The 20,699-nt window shown below is 65.8% G+C and carries 17 protein-coding genes and 1 riboswitch; of the genes, 5 read left to right on the top strand and 12 right to left on the bottom strand.

Annotated elements, in window-relative coordinates:
• Positions 1 to 11: 11 nt before the first annotated feature.
• The 5 genes from HU772_RS12970 to HU772_RS12950 form a co-directional block, all read right to left on the bottom strand.
• Complete coding sequence (locus tag HU772_RS12970; protein WP_186659455.1) at positions 12 to 800, bottom strand: ABC transporter ATP-binding protein; 789 nt, start codon at positions 798 to 800, stop codon at positions 12 to 14.
• On the bottom strand, positions 797 to 1,819 hold the full coding sequence (locus HU772_RS12965; RefSeq protein ID WP_186659454.1) for a FecCD family ABC transporter permease: 1,023 nt from the start codon (positions 1,817 to 1,819) through the stop codon (positions 797 to 799). Before HU772_RS12965 ends, HU772_RS12970 begins: the two co-directional genes overlap by 4 nt.
• Positions 1,816 to 2,829, bottom strand: a complete 1,014-nt coding sequence (locus HU772_RS12960) for an ABC transporter substrate-binding protein (protein ID WP_186659453.1) — start codon at positions 2,827 to 2,829, stop codon at positions 1,816 to 1,818. Before HU772_RS12960 ends, HU772_RS12965 begins: the two co-directional genes overlap by 4 nt.
• Before the next feature lie 113 nt (positions 2,830 to 2,942).
• Positions 2,943 to 3,140, bottom strand: a riboswitch (cobalamin riboswitch).
• Between the two features lie 26 nt (positions 3,141 to 3,166).
• Complete coding sequence (locus tag HU772_RS12955; RefSeq protein WP_186659452.1) at positions 3,167 to 4,324, bottom strand: acetyltransferase domain-containing protein; 1,158 nt, start codon at positions 4,322 to 4,324, stop codon at positions 3,167 to 3,169.
• A gap of 196 nt (positions 4,325 to 4,520) precedes the next feature.
• Positions 4,521 to 5,894: an MFS transporter gene (locus tag HU772_RS12950; protein WP_186659450.1), complete on the bottom strand. Its 1,374-nt coding sequence runs from the start codon at positions 5,892 to 5,894 to the stop codon at positions 4,521 to 4,523.
• A gap of 477 nt (positions 5,895 to 6,371) precedes the next feature.
• On the opposite strand from HU772_RS12950, the gene quiC reads away from it, so the two are divergent.
• Positions 6,372 to 8,273 carry a 3-dehydroshikimate dehydratase QuiC gene (gene quiC, locus HU772_RS12945; protein ID WP_186659449.1) on the top strand — a complete coding sequence of 634 codons (1,902 nt, stop codon included), beginning with the start codon at positions 6,372 to 6,374 and terminating at the stop codon, positions 8,271 to 8,273.
• Positions 8,274 to 8,434: 161 nt separating this feature from the next.
• Positions 8,435 to 9,097 carry a TetR/AcrR family transcriptional regulator gene (locus HU772_RS12940; RefSeq protein WP_186659448.1) on the top strand — a complete coding sequence of 221 codons (663 nt, stop codon included), beginning with the start codon at positions 8,435 to 8,437 and terminating at the stop codon, positions 9,095 to 9,097.
• Positions 9,098 to 9,211: 114 nt separating this feature from the next.
• Here the strand turns inward: HU772_RS12940 and HU772_RS12935 are convergent, their stop codons facing one another.
• Positions 9,212 to 10,060 carry a shikimate dehydrogenase gene (locus HU772_RS12935; protein WP_186659447.1) on the bottom strand — a complete coding sequence of 283 codons (849 nt, stop codon included), beginning with the start codon at positions 10,058 to 10,060 and terminating at the stop codon, positions 9,212 to 9,214.
• Complete coding sequence (aroQ, locus tag HU772_RS12930; RefSeq protein WP_186659446.1) at positions 10,057 to 10,506, bottom strand: type II 3-dehydroquinate dehydratase; 450 nt, start codon at positions 10,504 to 10,506, stop codon at positions 10,057 to 10,059. Before aroQ ends, HU772_RS12935 begins: the two co-directional genes overlap by 4 nt.
• 245 nt (positions 10,507 to 10,751) lie before the next feature.
• Between aroQ and HU772_RS12925 the strand changes: the two genes are divergently transcribed.
• From HU772_RS12925 to HU772_RS12915, 3 genes are all read left to right on the top strand, one after another.
• Entirely contained in the window at positions 10,752 to 11,966 is a 1,215-nt protein-coding gene (locus HU772_RS12925) for a TolC family protein (RefSeq protein WP_186659445.1), read from the top strand.
• Between the two features lie 159 nt (positions 11,967 to 12,125).
• Complete coding sequence (locus HU772_RS12920; RefSeq protein ID WP_186659444.1) at positions 12,126 to 13,343, top strand: efflux RND transporter periplasmic adaptor subunit; 1,218 nt, start codon at positions 12,126 to 12,128, stop codon at positions 13,341 to 13,343.
• Between the two features lie 15 nt (positions 13,344 to 13,358).
• Positions 13,359 to 16,505, top strand: a complete 3,147-nt coding sequence (locus tag HU772_RS12915) for a CusA/CzcA family heavy metal efflux RND transporter (RefSeq protein ID WP_186659442.1) — start codon at positions 13,359 to 13,361, stop codon at positions 16,503 to 16,505.
• Positions 16,506 to 16,569: 64 nt separating this feature from the next.
• Here HU772_RS12915 and HU772_RS12910 read toward each other — a convergent pair whose 3' ends face one another.
• The 5 genes from HU772_RS12910 to HU772_RS12890 all read right to left on the bottom strand — a co-directional run bounded on the left by HU772_RS12910 (position 16,570) and on the right by HU772_RS12890 (position 20,697).
• The gene (locus HU772_RS12910) at positions 16,570 to 17,058 is read right to left on the bottom strand and encodes an HvfX family Cu-binding RiPP maturation protein (RefSeq protein WP_186659441.1); all 489 of its coding nucleotides are present in this window, start codon (positions 17,056 to 17,058) and stop codon (positions 16,570 to 16,572) included.
• A gap of 21 nt (positions 17,059 to 17,079) precedes the next feature.
• Complete coding sequence (locus tag HU772_RS12905) at positions 17,080 to 17,697, bottom strand: ferric reductase-like transmembrane domain-containing protein (protein ID WP_186659440.1); 618 nt, start codon at positions 17,695 to 17,697, stop codon at positions 17,080 to 17,082.
• Positions 17,698 to 18,119: 422 nt separating this feature from the next.
• Positions 18,120 to 18,776 (bottom strand): sel1 repeat family protein, encoded by a 657-nt coding sequence (locus tag HU772_RS12900; RefSeq protein ID WP_186659562.1) that lies wholly within the window; start codon positions 18,774 to 18,776, stop codon positions 18,120 to 18,122.
• Positions 18,777 to 18,931: 155 nt separating this feature from the next.
• Positions 18,932 to 20,035, bottom strand: a complete 1,104-nt coding sequence (locus HU772_RS12895; protein ID WP_225923009.1) for a hypothetical protein — start codon at positions 20,033 to 20,035, stop codon at positions 18,932 to 18,934.
• A gap of 26 nt (positions 20,036 to 20,061) precedes the next feature.
• Positions 20,062 to 20,697, bottom strand: coding sequence for a LysE family translocator (locus tag HU772_RS12890; RefSeq protein ID WP_186659439.1), 636 nt, complete (start codon positions 20,695 to 20,697; stop codon positions 20,062 to 20,064).
• Between the last annotated feature and the right edge of the window lie 2 nt (positions 20,698 to 20,699).

The following is a 20,699-nucleotide window of genomic DNA, read 5'->3' as shown; positions in this document are numbered from 1 at the left end:
GGTTTCCGGATTCAGGTGGCGCGAAAACGCAGGATGCGTGCGCCGTCCACAGGGTCGGTGAGGTAATGAGCGCGCACGCCGAAGGTGTCCAGCAGGCGCTCCGGCGTCAGCACCGTTTCGGGTGCGCCGAGGGCGACCAGACGCCCTTGGTCGAGTACCGCCAGACGGTCGCAGGTCAACGCCTGGTTGAGGTCGTGCAGCGCCACCACGGTCGTCACCGGTAGCGCCTGCACCTGGTGCAGCAAGCTCAGTTGGTGCTGGATGTCGAGGTGGTTGGTCGGCTCGTCGAGCAGCAGCACCTGCGGGCGCTGCGCCAGGGCACGGGCGATATGCACGCGCTGGCGCTCACCGCCGGACAGCTCGCCCCAGCGGCGCTGGCGCAGGTGGCTGGCGTCGACGTCGGCCAGGGCCTGTTCGACGATGGCTCGATCGGCCTGGGCAAAGGGTGCCAAGGCCGACAACCAGGGCGTGCGACCAAGGGCGACGGCGTCGAACACGCTGATGGCGTCCAGGGTGTCGGCGTGTTGCTCGACCAGTGCCAGGATTTGCGCGATACGTCGGCGCGGCAGGGTCGTCAGTGTCTCGCCCAGCAACTGGACAGCGCCGCTGCTAGGCAGGCGCAGGCCAGCCAGGAGCTTGAGCAAGGTGGACTTGCCGGAGCCATTGGGCCCGACCACGCCGAGGGTCTCGCCGGCACGCAGCGCCAGGTCGATGCCGTGCAGTACCTCGCGCCCACCCAGGCGCAGGCCCAGGCCCTGGCAACTGATAGGCGCGGTTGCCGGAGGGTTCATAGCGGTCATGGGCGGCCCCGCCGACTGACCAGAATCAGTGCGAATACCGGTGCGCCGATCAGCGCGGTGACCACGCCGACGGGAATCACCTGGCCGCTGATCAGCGTGCGCGACACGATGTCGGCGACGATCAGGAACAACGCCCCGCCCAGGGCGCTGGCCGGTACCAGGCGCGCATGCCCGGGGCCGAGCAGCAGGCGCAGGGCGTGGGGGATGACCAACCCGACGAAGCCAATGGCACCGACGATCGACACCATCACCGCGGTTACCAGCGCCGCGCAACTGATCAGCAGCAATTGGGTGCGGCGCACCGGCACGCCAAGCGAGGCGGCGGAGTCGGCACCGAAGGTGAAGGCATCCAGAGCTCGGCGATGCCACAGGCACACCAGCAACCCAAGCAGGGCGGCGGGCAGCGCCAACCAGACGGCGGGCCAGCGCACGCCGCTGAGGTTGCCGAGCAACCAGAACAGGATGCCGCGAGCTTGCTCGGCCGTGGCGGACTTGGTGATCAGGAAGGCGGTGAGCGCATTGAACAGCTGCGAACCGGCGATGCCGGCCAGGATCACCTGGGCATTGTCGTGGCGGCTGCGACTGCCGCTGGCCTGGGACAGTGCCAGCACCAAGGCGAAGGCCGCCAGCGCGCCGAGGAAGGCGCCGCCGGACAGCGACAGCGCCGCGCCACCCAGCCCCAGCAGGCCGACGGCCACGGCGCCGGTCGAGGCGCCAGCGGAGAGGCCGAGCAAGTACGGCTCGGCCAACGGGTTACGCAGCAATGCCTGGAGGATCACCCCGCAGAGGGCCAGCCCGGCACCGCAAGCGGCCGCTACCAGGGTCCGCGGCAGGCGGTAGTTCCAGATGATGCCAGCGTCGATCGGGTCCAGCGGATGGCCGGCCTGCCATAGCTGGTTGGCCAGTACCTGCCAGACCACATCGACACCCACTCGGGTCTCACCGATGGCGATACCAGCGAGCATGGCCAGGCTCAGGGCAAGCAGCGCGCAGGCGCCCAGGGGCAACAGGCGGCTCATGGTTGCGCTGCTTTGCCACTGGCGAAGGCCGCGGACAGCACCTCCAGCCCGCGGAACAGGCGGATGCCCGCCTGCATGGCATCGGCGTCAAGCACGATGATCCGGCCTTGCTGCACCGCGTCCATGTTGCGTGTCACCGGATCGGTGCGCAGGAATTCGAGCTTTTTCTGGTAGTCGTCGGCGGGGTAGCGACGGCGGTCCATGCGGGCCACGATCAACCAGGTCGGATTGGCCCGGGCCAGGGTTTCCCAGCCCACGGTTGGCCATTCTTCGCTGGACTCGACCACGTTGCGCACGCCGAGGGTCTGCAGCATGAAGTCGGCCACGCCCTGGCGGCCGGCAACATAGGGATCGAGCGCCAGGTCGGCGCTGGAGAACCAGAACAGCGCGCTGGTGTGGGCCAGATCCTTGCCTGCCAACTGTCGCTGGGCGCGCAGCAGGCTGTCTTGAAGCGCCGTGTTCAGTGCATTACCGCGCGCCTGCACATCGAAGATTTCGGCCAGTTGGCTGATGCTTTTGTAAATGCTCTCGACCTTGAACGGTCGCAGACGGGTGCCGTCGGCACCGACCAGGTTGTCCTTGCCTTCGCAATCGGAAGGCAGCAGGTAGGTAGGGATGTGCAATTCGGCGAACTGTTCACGGGTGGCCACCGCGCCCTGGGCGCCGACCATCCACTCGAACTGCACCGCCACCAACTGCGGACGCTTGCCGACCACGGCCTCGAAGCTCGGTTCGTTGTCGGCCAGGCGCTCGACCTGATCGTTCTGCGCCTTGAACTCGGGCAGGACGTTGTTGAACCACAGCGAGGTACCCGCCAGGCGCTCGCCCAGGCCCAGGGCGTAGAGCAGTTCGGTGCCGGCCTGGCCGATGGTCACTGCGCGTTCGGGCGCCTGGGCGAACGTCTGGGGCACGCCGCAATTGTCGAGGGTCAGCGGGTAGTGGGTCGCGCTGGCCTGGGCCAGGCCTGATAGTGTCAGGCCAGCGAGCAAGGTGGCGAGGCGGGGCAGCATGGTGGGGCGATCTCCTGTCTTGCGGTGCGCGGTCATGGGCACGGACAGGCATCGCCGAGCGCGAGCGAGGGGCTCGAAGCGCAAGGCGGATGACCATCCCGGACACCCCGCCGGTTGGTGAATGCGTGCCGGCAGGTCTCCTGACTGGTGCGTCCTGGCCCGGCGCCAGCCTTCCCGGATGGATCATCCAGTGGCATCGATGGCGCGGGCTCGGCACCTACAGTTGCGGGGGCAGTTCCGTTCGGCCCGCGGTTGGCGAGCCCTGGATTCCCTTTTGATTCCGTGTGGAAACCGGCGGGCGGCATGGTAGACCATCACACCGCCGGGCGAAACGCTTTTACAGGTACTTGAGCCAGGCCAGGTCGCGGCGGCGCGCCTTCAGGCGGGCGAACCCGCGTACCGGCAAGTACAGCGCAACAGCCAGCAGCACGGCGACCAGCCATACCGCCGCGATGTGGTCGAAGCCGAAATAGTCGCCCTGGTTGTGGCCGAACAGGGCGACACTGGCCAGGTACAGTAGCTTGAGCACATACAGGTGCAGCAGGTAGAAGAACATGGGCGCCGCGCCGAACACGGCCAGGAGGGTGATCCAGCGGGTGTTGCCGGCACGTTCGAAGCCGCGCAGCAACAGCAAGCCAACACCGAGGGTCAGGGCCAGGAACAGCAGCGAGGGCGGGTACTTGGTGATATTGAAGAAACTCATCAGAGTCTGGGTGACGCTGGGGTAGGGGCTCCAGGGCGCCTCGCCATAACCGTTGAGCAGGCGCAGCGCGACGAAACCCAGCAAGGCCAAGGCCCCGGCCAGCAGCAGGTGTCGTTGGCGCTCGGTAGCCTGGCTGCCGCCGGCGAACCAAGGCCCCAGGCCGTAACCCAGGGCAATCACGCCGATCCATGGCAACAGCGGATAAGAGGTGCGCAGGCGCAGCCCGTCGACGAGTTCCAGCCAGCCACGATCATGCAGGATCGCCCACGGCACATGCAGCACCGATGCCGGCCCGAAATGCAGGTCGTCGAGCAGGTTGTGCCCGGCGACGATCAGCACGCCCAGGGTGATCAGCAGCGGGCGTGGCAACCACACCAGCAGCGACAGGGCGATCATGCTCAGGCCGATGGCCCAGATCACCTGCAGGTAGATCACGCTGGGGGGAAACTGGAAAGTCCAGGCGAAATTGACCAGGGTGAACTCCAGCACCACCAGGAACAGGCCACGCTTGAACAGGAAGGCCGAGACCTCGCCGCGACCCCGGTGTTTTTCCCCGTACAACCAGGCCGACAGCCCGGTAAGCAGCACGAACACTGGCGCGCAGAGGTGCGCCAGGGTGCGACTGGCAAACAGACTGGGGTCGGTGGCGTCGACGGTCATCGGGTCGCTGACCTGGCGGTGCAGGAAGAAGGTTTCGCGCACGTGGTCCAGGAGCATGAACAGGATCACCAGGCCGCGCAGGGCGTCGATGCTTTGCAGGCGTTGGTTGGGTGCGAGGGAGGTGCTGGTCATCGGAAAGCGTCGCGGGGAAGGAATAATTGAAATGTTATCTTATATCATTAAATGTTTTCCTGAATAGCTTCAGAAGACCTCTGCGATCCGCTAGCAGCAGGCCTTGCCGGTGAACACCGGCCGCGCCGGTGCCATCCAGCGTATCGCCAGGTTCGCCAGCAAGGCCGGCTCCTACAAGGGTCGAGTGATGCTCGTGTCAATGCCCGAACGCTTTCTGGCTGTCTTTGCAGCTGGCTTGCGAGGCGTCCTGCGTCACTGGTCGTGCGTGGGGATTGCCCAGGTCTTCCATCGCCAGGCGGTGGGTTTCGGGGGCAAGATACGCAGCCAAGGCACACACGCAAGTAATCAGCAGCGCCAGCCCACCGACCACCAGCGGGATATTTTCCGACCCCGGCGGCGCCACCATGGCGAACAGTGCCGGCAGCATGGCGGTGATCATGGTGCCGATGTTCTGTGCAATGGCCATGGCCGAGACGCGATAGCGGGTGTGGAACAGCTCCGGGTAGAAGCTGGGGAATACGGCGTTGTAGCCCTGGTAGACCATGCCCCACATGACGATCGAGGCGGCGAAGGCCAGCGGCACGTGCTGGATGCTGATCGCATACAGGTAGACGAACGCCAGCAGGCCCGAGCCCAGGCAGCCGGCGATCATGGTCGGGCGCCGGCCGATCTTGTCCGAGAGGCTACCGACGAAGGGGATCACCAGCACCGCGACGATATTGCCCACCACCGGAATCCACAGGTACACGCTCTTGTCGAAGCCGATGCCATAGGCCGGCTGTACGGCGTAGGCGGCGCCAAAGATGGTGGCGACCACCGGGATCACGTTCATCAGCGCCATGAACATCACCAGCACCATGTGCCGCCAGCTATGGCGAAACGCCTCGCTGATCGGCGACTTGGCCACCTTGGCCTGCTGTTCTTCCTGGACGAACGCCGGCGTTTCGTGGACTTCCTTGCGGATGATGAAGCCGGCGATCAGCACCACCGCACTCATCAGGAACGGAATCCGCCAGCCCCACTCATTGAACGCCTCGCTGGGCATGAAGTAGGCCAATGGCAGGAACACCGCCGCTGCCATCACCTGGCCGGCCTGCACGCCTTGCAGGGTGTAGCTGGCGTAGTAGCCACGGCGCCCGAACGGCGCGTGCTCCATGATCATCGAACTGGCCCCGGATATCTCGCCGGCAACGGCGAAACCCTGGATCAATCGCAGCACTACCAGCAGCGCCGGAGCCAGCAGGCCGATGTCGTGGTAGGTGGGCAGCAGGCCCACCGCCATGGTGGAAAGGCCCATCAGGAACATGCACAGCAGCAGCACGTTCTTGCGCCCGCGGGTATCGCCCCAGTGGCCGAGCACGAAGGCCCCGACAGGGCGCGCCAGGTAGCCGACGCCGTAGGTGGCCAGCGAGGCGATGATGGCCATCTTCGGGTCGCTGGAGGGGAAGAAAATCTGCGGGAAGATCAGCGCCGCGGCCTGGGCATAGATGAAGAAGTCGTAGTACTCCAGGGCAGAGCCGATCCAGCCGCTGGCAGTGGCTTTGCGAGCTTGGGAGCTTGAGTGGGCCATGTTGTCTCCGTTGTTCTTGTCAGGGGCCGCAGGGTCAGTGCCGGGGGCACGAACGGGGGCTATGGGGAGAAGACGAACGAGGCGTCGCGGATCGCAGGGCGAGCAAGGTGTGCATAGATCGGTACCCGTTTTCTTGAATTTATTATGTGGTGACGCTGGGCGTTGCAGCGCAGGTCCCGCCGGATGGCCGGAGGTAACCTGCTGCTGGTGTTCATGGTTGTTCAGCGGGGTAGGTGGCGCAATTCAGTAAAAAGGGTTTTGTGCGGTAATCGAACAGAAACTAACTGTTCCGTACAAAGTTCATTGCCGGGGCGACTCTACCTGCGAATAATCGATTGTGCCAGACAGCACCTGTCGGGCACGGCCCATTCGTGGTCAATCCGCTGCCCACAACAATCAACACTACCTGTGGGAGCGGGCTTGCTCGCAAAAGGGCCGCTGCAGCCAACACCAGCCCACAACAACAAGGAATTGCCCATGCAGCGTTCGATCGCCACCGTGTCCTTGAGCGGTACCCTGCCCGAAAAGCTCGAGGCCATCGCCGCCGCGGGCTTCGACGGCGTCGAAATCTTCGAGAACGACCTGCTGTACTACGCCGGCAGCCCCCGTGAGATCCGCCAGCGTTGCGCCGATCTTGGCATTGCCATCACCCTGTTCCAGCCATTTCGCGACTTCGAAGGCTGCCCGCGCGAGCGCTTGCACAAACAGCTGGATCGCGCCGAGCGCAAGTTCGACCTGATGCAGGAACTGGGCACCGACCTGGTATTGGTGTGCAGCAACGTCCAACCCGATGCGCTGGGTGACGAGCAACTGTTGGTGGAGGATCTGCGGCTGCTCGCCGAACATGCCGGCGACCGAGGCCTGCGCATCGGCTACGAGGCGCTGGCCTGGGGGCGTCACATCAATACCTACCAGCAGGCGTGGAACCTGGTGCGCCAGGCCGATCACCCGGCGCTGGGGGTAATCCTCGACAGCTTCCATACCTTGTCGCTCAAGGGCGATCCGGGTGCCATCCGCGACATCCCTGGCGAGAAGATCTTCTTCGTGCAGATGGCCGATGCACCGATCCTGGTCATGGACGTGCTGGAGTGGAGCCGGCATTTTCGCTGTTTCCCAGGGCAGGGCGAACTGGACTTGGCGGGCTTCCTGGCGCCGATTCTCGCCACTGGCTATCGTGGCCCGTTGTCGCTGGAAATCTTCAACGATGGGTTCCGTGCCGCGCCGCCCCGGCAGAACGCCGCCGACGGTCTGCGTTCACTGTTGTACCTGGAGGAAAAGACCCGGTTGCGACTGGCGCACGAGGCGCAGGCGGTGGACACATTGTTCGCGCCGCCAGCGGCCAGCCGCTATGCGGGTGTGGAGTTTCTCGAGTTCGCTGTCGATGAGGCCGTCGGCGCGCGGTTGGCGAGCTGGCTCGAGCGCCTTGGTTTCGTCGCCGCCGGCACGCACCGCAGCAAAGCGGTGAGTCTGTTGCGCCAGGGCGATATCAATATCGTGCTCAATGCCGAGCCTTATTCGTTCGCGCACAATTTTTTCGAGGCTCACGGGCCATCGCTGTGCGCCACTGCGTTGCGGGTCAGTGACGACCAGGCGGCACTGCAGCGTGCCACGGCCTACCGGGGCCAGCCATTTCGCGGGCTGGTCGGCCCCAATGAGCGTGAGATCCCGGCGGTTCGTGCGCCGGATGGCAGCCTGCTGTACCTGGTGCAAACGGATGATACGGGCCAGAGCATCTACCACAGCGACTTCCACCTGAGCGCTCAAGCCCGGGCCAGCGGTGGTCTGCGGCGTATCGACCATATGGCCCTGGCGCTGCCGGCCGAGGCACTGGACAGCTGGGTGCTGTTCTACAAGAGCTTGTTCGACTTCGGCGCCGATGATGAAGTGGTGCTGCCCGACCCTTATGGCCTGGTCAAGAGCCGCGCGCTGCGCAGCCCTTGCGCCAGCGTGCGCATGCCGCTGAACATTTCCGAGAACCGCAACACCGCCATCGCCCATGCCTTGTCCAGCTACCGGGGTTCGGGCGTGCACCATATCGCCTTCGAGTGCGACGACATCTTCCGCGAGGTGGCCCGGGCCAAGGATGCCGGCGTGCCGTTGCTGGAGATCCCGTTGAACTACTACGACGACCTGGCGGCGCGCTTCGACTTCGATGACGAGTTCCTCAGCGAACTGGCCTACTACAACGTACTGTACGACCGCGATGCCCAAGGCGGCGAGTTGTTCCACGTATACACCGAAGCGTTCGAGGAGCGTTTTTTCTTCGAGATTCTCCAGCGCAGGGGCGGCTACGCCGGGTATGGCGCGGCCAACGTCGCCGTACGCTTGGCGGCGATGGCCAAACGGCGCGCCGGTGGGGGGCGCAAGCCAGTGTTGTGAAGCGTTTGCCTTAACTTCTGTGGAAGTGGGGACGCGGTGCTTGGCACCGGCCACGCCGGTGTTCGCGGCTGAAGCCGCTGCCACAGCTACCGCTGTGCTTCCCTGCACCGCACGGCTCACGGATAATCCCCCGGATTCCCCAAACGAGCCTGTGAGTCGGTATGAGTGATTCGGTAGCCAAGCCTGAAGTCGAAGGGCTGCGCAAATCGCGCAAGAACAACCCGGAAAAGACCCGCGAGAATATTCTCCAGGCCGCCATCACCGAGTTCGTCCAGCAGGGCCTGGCCGGAGCCCGGGTCGATGCCATCGCCGAGCGCACCGCCACTTCCAAGCGCATGATCTACTACTACTTCGGCAGCAAGGAGCAGCTGTACGTCGAGTGCCTGGTCAAGCTCTACGGCGATATCCGCAAGACCGAACACAGCCTGGATCTCGAGTCGCTGCCGGCCGAGCAGGCGATCCAGCGGCTGGTGGAGTTCACCTTCGACCACCATGACCACAACGTCGATTTCGTGCGTATCGTCTGTACCGAGAACATTCACTACGGTGAGTACGTCAAGCAATCACCGGCGATTCGCGAGATGAGCAGCCTGGTGCTCCAGGCCCTGGGACGGATCCTGGCGCGTGGGGTGGAGGAGGGGGTGTTCCGCCCGGGCATCGAGGTCATCGACCTGCACATGTTGATGAGTTCGTTCTGCTTCTACCGGGTGTCCAACCGCCATACCTTCGGCGATATCTTCCAGATCGACCTGGCCGATGAGCAGGTCAAGCACCGCCACAAGCAGATGATCTGCGAGGCAGTGATGCGTTACATCAAGGCCTGATCACTGGCACTGTGGGAGTAACTGTCTTGCTCAACTGCTAAAGCTAGCGCGATCCCTGTGGGAGCGGCTTCAGCCGCGAACACCGGCACAGCCGGTGCCAGCCATCACGCGGCCTTATCCCAAGCAGGCAAAATGCGCCTGCATGCGTTCGGCATCGGCCGCCCGGCCACTGAACAGCTCGAACGCCTTGACCGCCTGGAACACGGCCATGCTGCCGCCATCGAGCGTGCGGCAACCCAAGGCCCGGGCACACCGCAGCAGCTCGGTTTGCAACGGGAAATAGATGATTTCCGCCACCCATAGCCCGCCATGCAGCAATGCGGGCGGCAGTGGCGTGCCCGGCAGCTTGGCCATGCCCACCGGCGTGGTGTTGACCAGGCCATCGGCCGCCGCCAGCGTGCCAGCCAGGTCGTCGCCAAGCCGGGCCCGGCCATTGCCGAAGCGCTGGCAGAGGTTGTCGACCAACCCCTGGCCACGGGCAAGGTCCACCTCGAACACCACCAATTGCTCGACCCCCTCGCCAAGCAGGGCATGGGCCACCGCCGCGCCGGCGCCGCCCGCGCCCAGTTGCACGACCAGGCGTTTCGCCACATCCGGCAGGCCCCGGCGAAAGCCTTCGGCGAAGCCCAGGCAATCAGTGTTGTGCCCGACGCGTTTGCCGTCGCGCAGTACCACGGTATTCACCGCGCCAATGCCCCGCGCCTCGTCCGAGAGTTCATCGAGCAGTGGCAGGATTGCCTGTTTGAACGGGAAGGTAATGTTCAGCCCAGTGAAGCCGGTGCGTTGCGCGGCATCGAGCAACTGCGCCAGGGCAGTGTCGGCCAGCCCCAGTTGGTCGGCATCGATCAGCCGGTACAGGTAGCGCAGGGCCTGGGCGTCGCCCTCGTGCTCGTGCAATGCCGGTGTGCGCGAGGCCTGGATGCCACGGCCGATTAGGCCGGCGAGGATACCTTGGGTGCTCATGCGGCTTGCTCCTGCAAGGTCCGGCTGAAGTAGCCCAGGGCCATGGCGTAGCCCTGGCTGCCGAGGCCACAGATCACCCCGGTGGCGATGCTCGAGACGAACGACACATGCCGGAACGGCTCGCGCTTGTGCACGTTGGACAGGTGCACTTCGATCACAGGCAATTCAGCGGCGACCAAGGCGTCGCGGATGGCTACCGAGGTGTGGGTCCAGGCGGCGGGGTTGATGACGATGCCATGGCAGCGGCCACGGGCGGCGTGGATCCAGTCGAGCAGTTCGCCTTCGTGGTTGGTCTGGCGGAACTCCAGCTCGAGGCCCAGCTCGCGGGCGCTGTTGGCGCACAGGCAGGCCAGGTCGGCGAGGGTTTCGTGGCCGTATTGAGTAGGTTCGCGGGCGCCCAACAGGTTCAGGTTGGGGCCGTTGAGCACGAGGATTCGGGGTGTCATGGCGGGCATCGCTTTGTTGTTTTTGGATGCCGTAAATATATGTACTATCTGGTTAGTTTCGTCAATTGCCAACCTGATGAACCGGGCGATAATCGCCCGTTGCAGGAGCCGGCAAGGCTGTCTCCTACAACGGGGGCGCGGTGTCGATTACAGAATTGTAATGTTCATGCCACCGCCCCGATAACCAGCGCTCCCTAAAGTCCCACGCCAAAGCATTCCGCCGCTTGTCGACGAGGACTTCCGCCGTGCCCATTCCCCGCAAGATCGCCTGGCTCTGCCTGCTCCTGGCCGGCCCGGCCAGTGCCCAGAGCCTGAGCCTGGATCAGGCGCTCAGCGCCGCGTTCGCGCAAAACCCCGAGCTGGCCGCCGTGGGCCGTGAAATCGGCATCGCTGAAGGCGAGCGCCGCCAGGCCGGGCTGATGCCCAATCCGGAGCTGTCCTGGGAGGTCGAGGACACCCGGCGCAACACCAGCACCACCACCGTGACCCTCAGCCAGGCCCTCGAACTGGGCGGCAAGCGCGGCGCGCGCATCGAGGTCGCCGAGGCTGGCCAGGCGGTGGCCAGCCTGGAGCTGGAGCGACAGCGCAACGGCCTGCGCGCCGATGTGATCCAGGCTTTTCATGCCGCGCTGCGCGCGCAGACCGCGCTGGAACTGGCGCAACAGTCCCAGGCCCTGACCGAACGTGGCCTGCGGGTGGTGGAAGGGCGGGTCAAGGCCGGCCAGTCCTCGCCAGTGGAGGCCACCCGCGCCCAGGTGCAACTGGCCCAGGCCCAGGCTGCCGAGCGGCGTGCCCGCAGCGAACGTAGCGTGGCCTGGCAAGCCTTGGCGCGCCTGACCGGCAGCGCCGAAACCGGCTTCGACCACCTCGACGACGCCAGCCTGTCGCCCGGCCCGGCACCACGTGCCGACGTGCTGCTGGCCAAGGTCGAGCAGACCGCCGACTGGCGCCTGGCCGCGGCGCAGATCGCGCGTGGCGAGGCCAGCGTCGGTTCGGAGAAGGCCAAGCGCATTCCCGACCTGACGGTGAGTCTCGGCAGCCAGTACAGCCGCGAGGACCGCGAGCGGGTCAACGTGGTGGGGCTGTCGATGCCCTTGCCGTTGTTCGACCGCAACCAGGGCAACGTGCTGGCAGCCACGCGCCGCGCCGATCAGGCCCGCGACCTGCGCAATGCCGTCGAGCTGCGCTTGCGCAGCGACACCCGCAGCGCGCTTGACCAGTGGGCCACGGCCATGGGCGAGGTGCAGGCCTACGACCGCACCATCCTGCCCTCGGCGCAGCAGGCGGTGGACACCGCCACCCGTGGCTTCGAGATGGGCAAGTTCGCCTTTCTCGATGTGCTCGATGCGCAGCGCACGCTGATCGAGGCGCGGGGGCTGTATCTGGACGCACTGGCTTCAGCCACGGATGCGCGGGCGCAGGTGGAGCGAATCTATGGCGAGCTCTCGGGTGCGCTGTGAAAGGGGGCTGCTGCGCAGCCCATCGCGACACAAGGCCGCTCCTACAGGGAACGCGCGGAACTGACGATCAATACAAAACCTCGTGGAGCGGCCTTGTGTCGCGATGGGCCGCACAGCGGCCCCACGAGGTAACGCCTCAGCCTGGAACCAGGAGCAACAATGACCAACCCACGCAAACTCGCCATCCTCGCCGCCGCCATTGCCGCCCTCGGCCTTGGCGGCCTGGCCTGGACCGGCAACCTCGGCCAGGCCGCCAGTGGCCAGGCCCAGCAGGACGATCACGGCCATGCCGAAGGCAAGGACGACGGACACGGCCATGGCGGCTCCGAAGAAGAGGGCGAAAACCATGGCGAGGAAGAGGGCCAGCTGCACCTCAGCGCCGAGCAGATCCAGGCCGCCGGAGTGCAACTGAGCACCGCCGGCCCGCAGACCCTGGGCACCGCCATCAGCTTCCCCGGCGAGATCCGCTTCGACGAGGACCGCACCGCCCACGTGGTGCCCCGCGTGCCAGGCGTGGTCGAGTCGGTGCACGCCGAACTCGGCCAGGCGGTCAAGCGTGGCCAGGTGCTGGCGGTGATCGCCAGTCAGCAGATCTCCGAACTGCGCAGTGAGCAGCAAGCCGCCCAGCGTCGCCTGGAACTGGCGCGCCTGACCTTTACCCGCGAAAAGCAACTGTGGCAGGAGCGTATCAGCGCCGAGCAGGATTATCTGCAAGCGCGCCAGGCCTTGCAGGAGGCCGAGATTGCCGCCACCAACGCCGGGCAGAAAGTCGCCGCCGTCGCCCCCGCCGGCCGGGGCAACCGCTACGAGCTGCGCGCGCCGTTCGACGCGGTGGTGGTGGAGAAGCACCTGACCGTGGGCGAGGTGGTGGACGAGGCCAGCAACGCCTTTACCCTGTCCGACCTGAGCCGGGTCTGGGCCACTTTCGCCGTGGCCCCGCGCGATCTCGACAAGGTGGTCAGTGGCCGTGGCGTCACCGTCAGCGCGCCGGACCTGGGTGCCGAGGTGGAGGGCAAGGTGAATTACGTCGGCAGCCTGCTCGGCGAGCAAAACCGTGCGGCGACCGTGCGCGCCACCCTGAACAACCCCAACGGCGCCTGGCGCCCGGGCCTGTTCGTCAATATTGCGGTTACCGTCGAACGCTTCGACGCCGCCGTGGTGGTGCCGCAAAGCGCCCTGCAGAGCTGGGAGGAGCAGACCGTGGTGTTCGCCCGCACCGAGGAGGGCTTCGAGGCCCGTCCGGTCAAGCCCGGACGCCGTGATGGCGACCAGGTGGAGATTCGCGAAGGGCTAGCCGCCGGCACCGTGGTTGCCGCCGCCGGCAGCTTCGTCCTCAAGTCTGAGCTGGGCAAAGGCTCGGCCGAACACAGCCACTGACCGGGGACATCCTTCATGTTCGAACGCCTGATCCAGTTCGCCATCGAGCAGCGCCTGGTGGTGATGCTCGCGGTGGTGCTGATGGCCGCCGTGGGCATCCACAGCTACCAGAAACTGCCCATCGACGCCGTGCCCGACATCACCAACGTGCAGGTGCAGATCAACACCGCCGCGCCCGGCTACTCGCCCCTGGAGACCGAGCAGCGCATCACCTTCGCCATCGAGACCGCCATGGCCGGCCTGCCGGGCCTGAAACAGACCCGTTCGCTGTCGCGCTCGGGGTTGTCGCAGGTGACGGTGATCTTCGACGACGGCACCGACATCTTCTTTGCCCGCCAGCTGGTCAACGAGCGCCTGCAGGTGGCCCGCGAGCAACTGCCCGAGGGCATCGAGGCGGCCATGGGGCCGATCTCCACGGGCCTGGGCGAGATTTTCCTGTGGACGGTCGAAGCCAAGGACGGCGCGCTCAAGGACGACGGCACGCCCTATACCGCCACCGACCTGCGGGTGATCCAGGACTGGATCATCAAGCCGCAACTGCGCAATGTGCCCGGGGTGGCCGAGGTCAACAGCATCGGCGGCCATGCCAAGCAGTACCTGATCGCCCCGGACCCCAAGCGCCTGGCGGCCTACAAGCTGACCCTCAATGACCTGATCGCGGCGCTGGAGCGCAACAACGCCAACGTCGGCGCCGGCTATATCGAGCGCAACGGCGAGCAGTTGCTGATCCGCGCCCCGGGGCAGGTGGCCTCGGCCGAGGACATCGCCAACATCGTCATTTCCAGTGTCGACGGCACGCCGATACGTGTCAGCCACGTGGCCCAGGTTGGCCTGGGCCAGGAGCTGCGCTCGGGCGCGGCTACCGAGAACGGCCGCGAAGTGGTGCTGGGCACGGTGTTCATGCTGATTGGCGAAAACAGCCGCACGGTGTCCCAGGCGGTGGCGGCCAAGCTCGAGGAGATCAACCGCAGCCTGCCCAAGGGCGTGGTGGCGATTACCGTGTACGACCGCACCAACCTGGTCGAGAAAGCCATCGCCACGGTGAAGAAAAACCTCATCGAAGGCGCGATCCTGGTGATTGCCGTGCTGTTCCTGTTCCTGGGCAACATCCGCGCCGCGCTGATCACCGCCATGGTCATCCCGCTGTCGATGCTGTTCACTTTTACCGGTATGTTCAGCAACAAGGTCAGTGCCAACTTGATGAGCCTGGGGGCGTTGGACTTCGGCATCATCGTCGACGGCGCGGTGGTGATCGTCGAGAACGCCATTCGCCGCCTGGCTCATGCCCAGCAGCACCACGGCCGCATGCTCACCCGCTCCGAGCGTTTCCACGAGGTGTTCGCCGCCGCCCGCGAGGCTCGTCGACCGCTGATCTACGGGCAACTGATCATCATGGTGGTGTACCTGCCGATCTTTGCCCTGACCGGGGTCGAAGGCAAGATGTTCCACCCCATGGCCTTCACCGTGGTGATGGCGCTGCTGGGGGCGATGATCCTTTCGGTGACCTTCGTCCCGGCCGCCATTGCCCTGTTCGTCACCGGCAAGGTCAAGGAGGAGGAGGGCGTGGTCATGCGCACCGCGCGTCGTCGCTACGCACCGGTGCTGGACTGGGTACTGGGCCGACGCAACCTGGCGTTCGCCGCCGCGGCCACCGTGGTGGTGCTGTCGGGGGTGCTGGCCAGCCGCATGGGCAGCGAGTTCATCCCCAGCCTCAGCGAGGGTGATTTTGCCTTGCAGGCGTTGCGCGTGCCGGGCACCAGCCTGTCGCAGTCGGTGGACATGCAGCAGCGGCTGGAGCGGACCATCATCGCCCAGGTACCGGAAGTCGAGCGGGTGTTCGCGCGCACCGGCACCGCCGAGATCGCCTCCGACCCAATGCCGCCGAACATTTCCGACGCCTATGTGATGCTCAAGCCGCGCGAGCAGTGGCAGGACCCAAGCAAGTCTCGCGATGACTTGATCGCCGAGGTGCAAAAGGCCGCGGCCAGCGTGCCGGGCAGCAACTACGAGCTGTCGCAGCCGATCCAGTTGCGCTTCAACGAGTTGATTTCCGGGGTACGCAGCGATGTCGCGGTGAAAGTGTTCGGCGACGACATGGACGTGCTCAATCGAACCGCCGCACAGATCGCCGCCAGCCTGCAGCAGGTGCCGGGGGCATCGGAGGTGAAGGTCGAGCAGACCACCGGCCTGCCGGTGCTGACCATCGATATCGACCGTGACAAGGCCGCGCGCCATGGCCTGAACGTGGGCGACGTGCAGGACGCCATCGCCATCGCCGTGGGCGGGCGCACTGCTGGCACCCTGTACGAGGGCGATCGCCGTTTCGATATGGTGGTGCGCTTGTCGGAAACGCTGCGCACCGATGTCGATGGCTTGTCCAGCTTGCTCATCCCGGTGCCGGCCAATGCCAGCAACGGCGCCGCGCAGATCGGTTTCATCCCGCTGTCGCAGGTGGCCACCTTGAACCTGCAACTGGGCCCGAACCAGGTCAGCCGCGAGGACGGCAAGCGCGTGGTGGTGGTCAGCGCCAACGTGCGCGGGCGTGACCTGGGCTCGTTCGTCGAGCAGGCCTCGCAGGCGCTGATTGACCAGGTACCGATCCCGCCGGGCTACTGGACCCGTTGGGGCGGCCAGTTCGAGCAGTTGCAGTCGGCCGCCGAGCGTCTGCGGGTGGTGGTGCCGGTGTCGCTGCTGCTGGTGATGGCCTTGTTGCTGATGATGTTCAACAACCTCAAGGACGGGTTGCTGGTGTTCACCGGTATTCCCTTCGCCCTGACCGGTGGCGTACTGGCGCTGTGGCTGCGTGATATTCCGCTGTCGATCTCGGCGGGCGTGGGCTTTATCGCCCTGTCCGGGGTGGCGGTGCTCAATGGCCTGGTGATGATCGCCTTCATCCGCAATTTGCGCGAGGAAGGCCGTGGCCTGCGCGCGGCCGTCGAGGAGGGCGCGCTGACGCGCCTGCGACCGGTGTTGATGACCGCGTTGGTGGCGTCCCTGGGCTTCATTCCGATGGCCCTGGCCACCGGCACCGGCGCCGAGGTGCAGCGGCCGCTGGCGACGGTGGTGATCGGCGGCATCCTGTCGTCGACGGCGCTGACCTTGTTGGTGTTGCCGGCGCTGTACCAGTGGGCGCATCGGCGTGACGAGGTCGAACCGGCCTGATCCGGCAATTCTCCAGGAGCCAGCCTTGCCGGTGTTCGTCGGCAAGCCGGCTCCTACCTTTGAATCAGTGCTGGCGGCGCAGCCAGTGATCCAGGCTCAACCGTCCGGCCCCTTTCAACAGCAGCGGCAGTAACGCCACCAGGTAGATCAGCGGCAGCTTGAAGTTGCCATAGCCCTGGTCGGTGATCGCATAGCCGCGGCCCAGGTCCGCCAGGCTCGACCATTCGCTTGGCCAGTGCACCGCGGCAATCGCCACCACTGTCACCACCATCAGTACCGCAGAGGCCAGCCGAGTCCCTAGCCCCAGCAGCAGGAGCAGCGGGCAGATCAACTCGGCCCACATCGACAGCTGCCAGTTCAGCCCTGCCGGCAGCAGGTCGAAGGGGAAGGGAAAGCTGCCTTGCAGGTCGGCGAACCAGTTGCTGCCGTTGAACTTCTCAAGGCCCGATTCGAAGAACTCCCAGGCCAGGAACAGCCGCAGTGGCAGGTCGGCGCCCCAGTGTCCGGCACGATCGAGGGCGGTGAAGGGGCGGGTGAGGGCTTGTGTCAGCATGTCGAGGCTCCTTGGGTTCTGTCAGTGGGACAACGAGGGGGTGGCGCGGCGCAGGCGTTGGGCCTGCTTGGCAATCAGCTTGAGGGCGATGGCGGTGAACATCAGGGCGAAGGCCAGGGGGTACCAACCGCCCAGGGGAATGCGTTTGTAGAACGACAGGCAGAACACGGCGGCCAGGACCCATGTGCCGGTGCTGTGCAGGCCTTTCCACAGGCGTGGGCCAAGCAGGCGCATCGGTGCCTGGAACGAGGTCAGGACCAGCAGCAGGATGAACAGGTACCCCAGTGAGCCGGGTATGTTGGCCACCGCGTTGCGGCCGGCCCAGAACAGCTCCGGGTAGCGCTGGGCATACAGGTAGATCAAGGCGCCATGCACGGTGTGCGAGAAGGCGAAGGCCAGGCCCAGGTAGCGCCGTTCACGCAGTAGCTGGCGGCTGGCCGTACCTGGCAGCAGGGTCGTCAGTGTCGAGGCGAGGAAGGCCAGCAGGAACAAGGCCAACGAACTGCGCGCGGTAGCACGGATGGCGCTGCGCAGGCCGTCGACGCCGAGCGGTTGACTGGCCAGCACAGCGGCGGTCATCAGCAAGGTGAGCGCCGCAAGAACAGTGAACAGTTTCCAGCCAGAGGGCAGGGCTTTCATGGGCAGGTTTCCCGGAGCAGGCGGCGAGGGCGGGGTGCCTTCGCGCGATGATGGCCGGGAGTGTGCGGGGGTGGGGTATCTGCAGTGTGTCGTGCTGCAGTGAGTTATGTATCGTTCTGTAGGCGCGCCGGCCTATACCCCCTTGAAGCAACAACGCGGTGTCTGGCACCGGCTACACCGGTGTTCGCGGGCAAGCCTGCTCCCACAGGGATTGCGTCAGGCCGAGAAATCTCGGCAATACAGTTAGCCCAGCAGCGACTACACCAGGGGCCAGCCATGCGCTGTACCTGTGGGAGCGGGTTTACCCGCGAAGCAAGCAACGCAGTACTTGGCACCGGCTACGCCGGTGTTCGCGGGTAAATCCACTCTCACAGGGATTACGCCAGATACGGCAGTCTCGGCATTGCGCCCGCGGCGCCGGATCAGCGCTGGCTGGCCAGGCGCTGTTGGGCGGCGGCGCAGCCGTTGATCTCTACCGCCTTTTGCAGGAAACCCTGGCGCTGCTGCGGGTCGAGCTCGCCAAGCAGGCGGTAGATTTCCGCCTGGTAGTCGCGCTGGCGCCCCCACTGCAACTGCAGCCCCTGCGGCCGGGCGCGACTGCAAGCCAGGCGCGTGGCCGGCTGCGGGTAGTAGGAGGCATACAAGGTGGCCATGCTGGGCACCGCTTCCAGCGCCTCGTGGTAGGCCGGGCTGGCGTTGTACGGCGTGCACCAGCGGGCAATGGCCAGGGCCGGCGGGGCGAAGCCCTGCTTGAGGCTGGCCTCCAGCAACGGGCAGGCGGCGTCGGCAATCTGCCCGGCCGGCAGGTAGGTGGTGTAGTACAGCGCCAGGCGGTACTGGGCAACCGGATGGCCCAGGGCGACGGAGCGTTTGAGCAGTGCCACGGCCGTCGGCAGGGTATGCGCCATGGCCTGGCCCTGGCGGCTGAGCTCCGGGTCCTGGGGCGAGGTACGCAGGGGGCTGGCACTGTCGTCCTGGCTGTCGGCCTGTTCCAGCAGGGGCAGGGCCTGGCGGTAGAGCAGGTCGGCATGGGGGTCGATGTTCACCTCCAATGCCTGGGCGCCGAAGGCTGCCAGCATCAATGGCACAACAGCGACGCGGCTGGCGCGCGTGGTCGGGCGCTGGGGGACGACAGGGTAAGTCATGGCAGGTATGCGAGTGCCTCAGGCGGATCAGGAGCGACGACGGCGTATTCTAGCCAGCCAAGGCCCCTTGCCGAAAGCCCGGTACGTCGCTATCCGCCCGGCTTGATCGGCGTGACCTTACGCAAGGCCTGGTTTTCCTGGGCCAGGCCGAGCTTGGCGGTGATGACTTTGGCCAGCGCGTTGTTGCCCAGGTCGTTGAAGTGCAGGCGGTCAACGAACAGGTCACTGGCGAAAGCCGGTGAGCTGCCGAGCATGCAGTTCATGTCGTAGCAGGGCACAGGTTCCGCCTGGCTCTTGATGCGGCGGAAGAAAGCCATGTGCAACTGGCTGTCGAATGCACTACCGATCAGCCGGTCGAAATTCGACGGTTGCCGCTCCAGGCCGGCGAGCATGGCCTGCTCGCCGGTCGGCAGGCTGTCGCGGCACCAGGGCAGCAACGGCTGCAGGATGAAGGTCAGGGTGGTATGGCCGTCGGCGAGCAGGCGATCCCATTGACGCAGGGTACGGCCAATGCTGTCGGCGGCGCGGATCAAGCGTTTATCAGGGCTCGACAGCGGCTCGATATCCGGCCACGGCTGTTCGCGAACCGGCGCCAGGACCTGGCCCAGGCGTTGCCAAAGCGATTCGCGACGTGGCTCATCGACCACCTGTACCCCTTCGTTGAAGCGGTTGAGAAAGCCCTGGTAGGCCTGGGCGCGCTGCGGGTCCTGGGCGCCGGCCAGGACCTCGCCCAAGGTTTCCTGGGCCAGGGTATTGAGGCCGCTGAGCAGCACCACGTGGCCGATCTGGCCGAAACGGTGCTGATGGGTGAGGAACAGCAGCAGTTCCTGGGTCGCGTTGAGCCCGCAGCTGGCCAGGCTCAGCCAGACCTCGCCGGTCAACTGCGACAGGTACGACGCCACGCTGTGCTGGTCGGAGCTGGCGCCGATGCCCATGGCGGTGGAGCCGCCCACCAGCAGGTTGACCCGGGCCACGCCGCCGCGCTCGGCCACCGAGAAGCGCTTGCCGGCGCAATGGCTGTAGCGCAGGCCCAGGGCATCGGTGTTGATGGTGCTGGAGCGGTAGCCGCGCTCATGCACGTAGAGTATCTGCGGAGCACGGCGACTGCCCAGTTGCAGGAAGCGCTGGTAGTCCTGTGGCAGTGGCGCGGTATTGCCCATGAGTCCTGTCGGGCGGTCGTCGATCGGGTTCATGGGCGCTCCTTGGGCGAGGGTCGGGCTCAGGCCGCCAGTGCCTTGAGGTTGTAGGCCAGGCCAACGGCGGCGATCAACAGCAGCGCCACGCCCGAGGCCAGGCTGATCAGACGGTTGCTGCGCGGCGAGGCAAGTTTGCCGATGGCGAAGATGTACAGGCTGAGCACGGCGAAATCGATGGCGATCCACAGCAGCGACAGCACCAGCATGCTCTTGCCGAACGATTCGGTGATCTGGATGAACTGTGGGAAGAAGGAAATGAAGAAGATGATGTCCTTGGGGTTGGAAATGCCCACCATGAAGCCCTGGAGCAAACCGCCACGCCCCGCTTGCGCGTTAGGCGCGGCCTGTTCGTCCGCACTGTCGGCCTTGCTCTGCAGCGCCTCGCGCAGGGTGCCCAGGGCGATGTAGCCGATAAACAGGCAGCCCAGCAGGCTCATGCCGTTGAGCCAGGTCTTGTCGATGGCCGCACTGGTCATGATGATCCAGGCCGCGGCGCCGATCAGCACCAGCGACGCCCAGTTGGTGCCGACGGCGGTGAACAGCGCCTTGCGCGAGCCCGAGGCGGCGGCGGTGTTGACGATCAGTGCCACCACCGGGCCAGGCGTGGCGATCAGCAGCAGGACGGTGAGGGCGTAGGTGGCGGTCAGTGCAGTATTCACGT

This window comes from Pseudomonas xantholysinigenes (genome assembly GCF_014268885.2).
In the GTDB taxonomy this organism is placed as follows: Bacteria; Pseudomonadota; Gammaproteobacteria; order Pseudomonadales; family Pseudomonadaceae; genus Aquipseudomonas; species Aquipseudomonas xantholysinigenes.
Note: the sequence above shows the minus strand (reverse complement) of the source record. Positions and strands in the feature narration are given on the sequence as shown.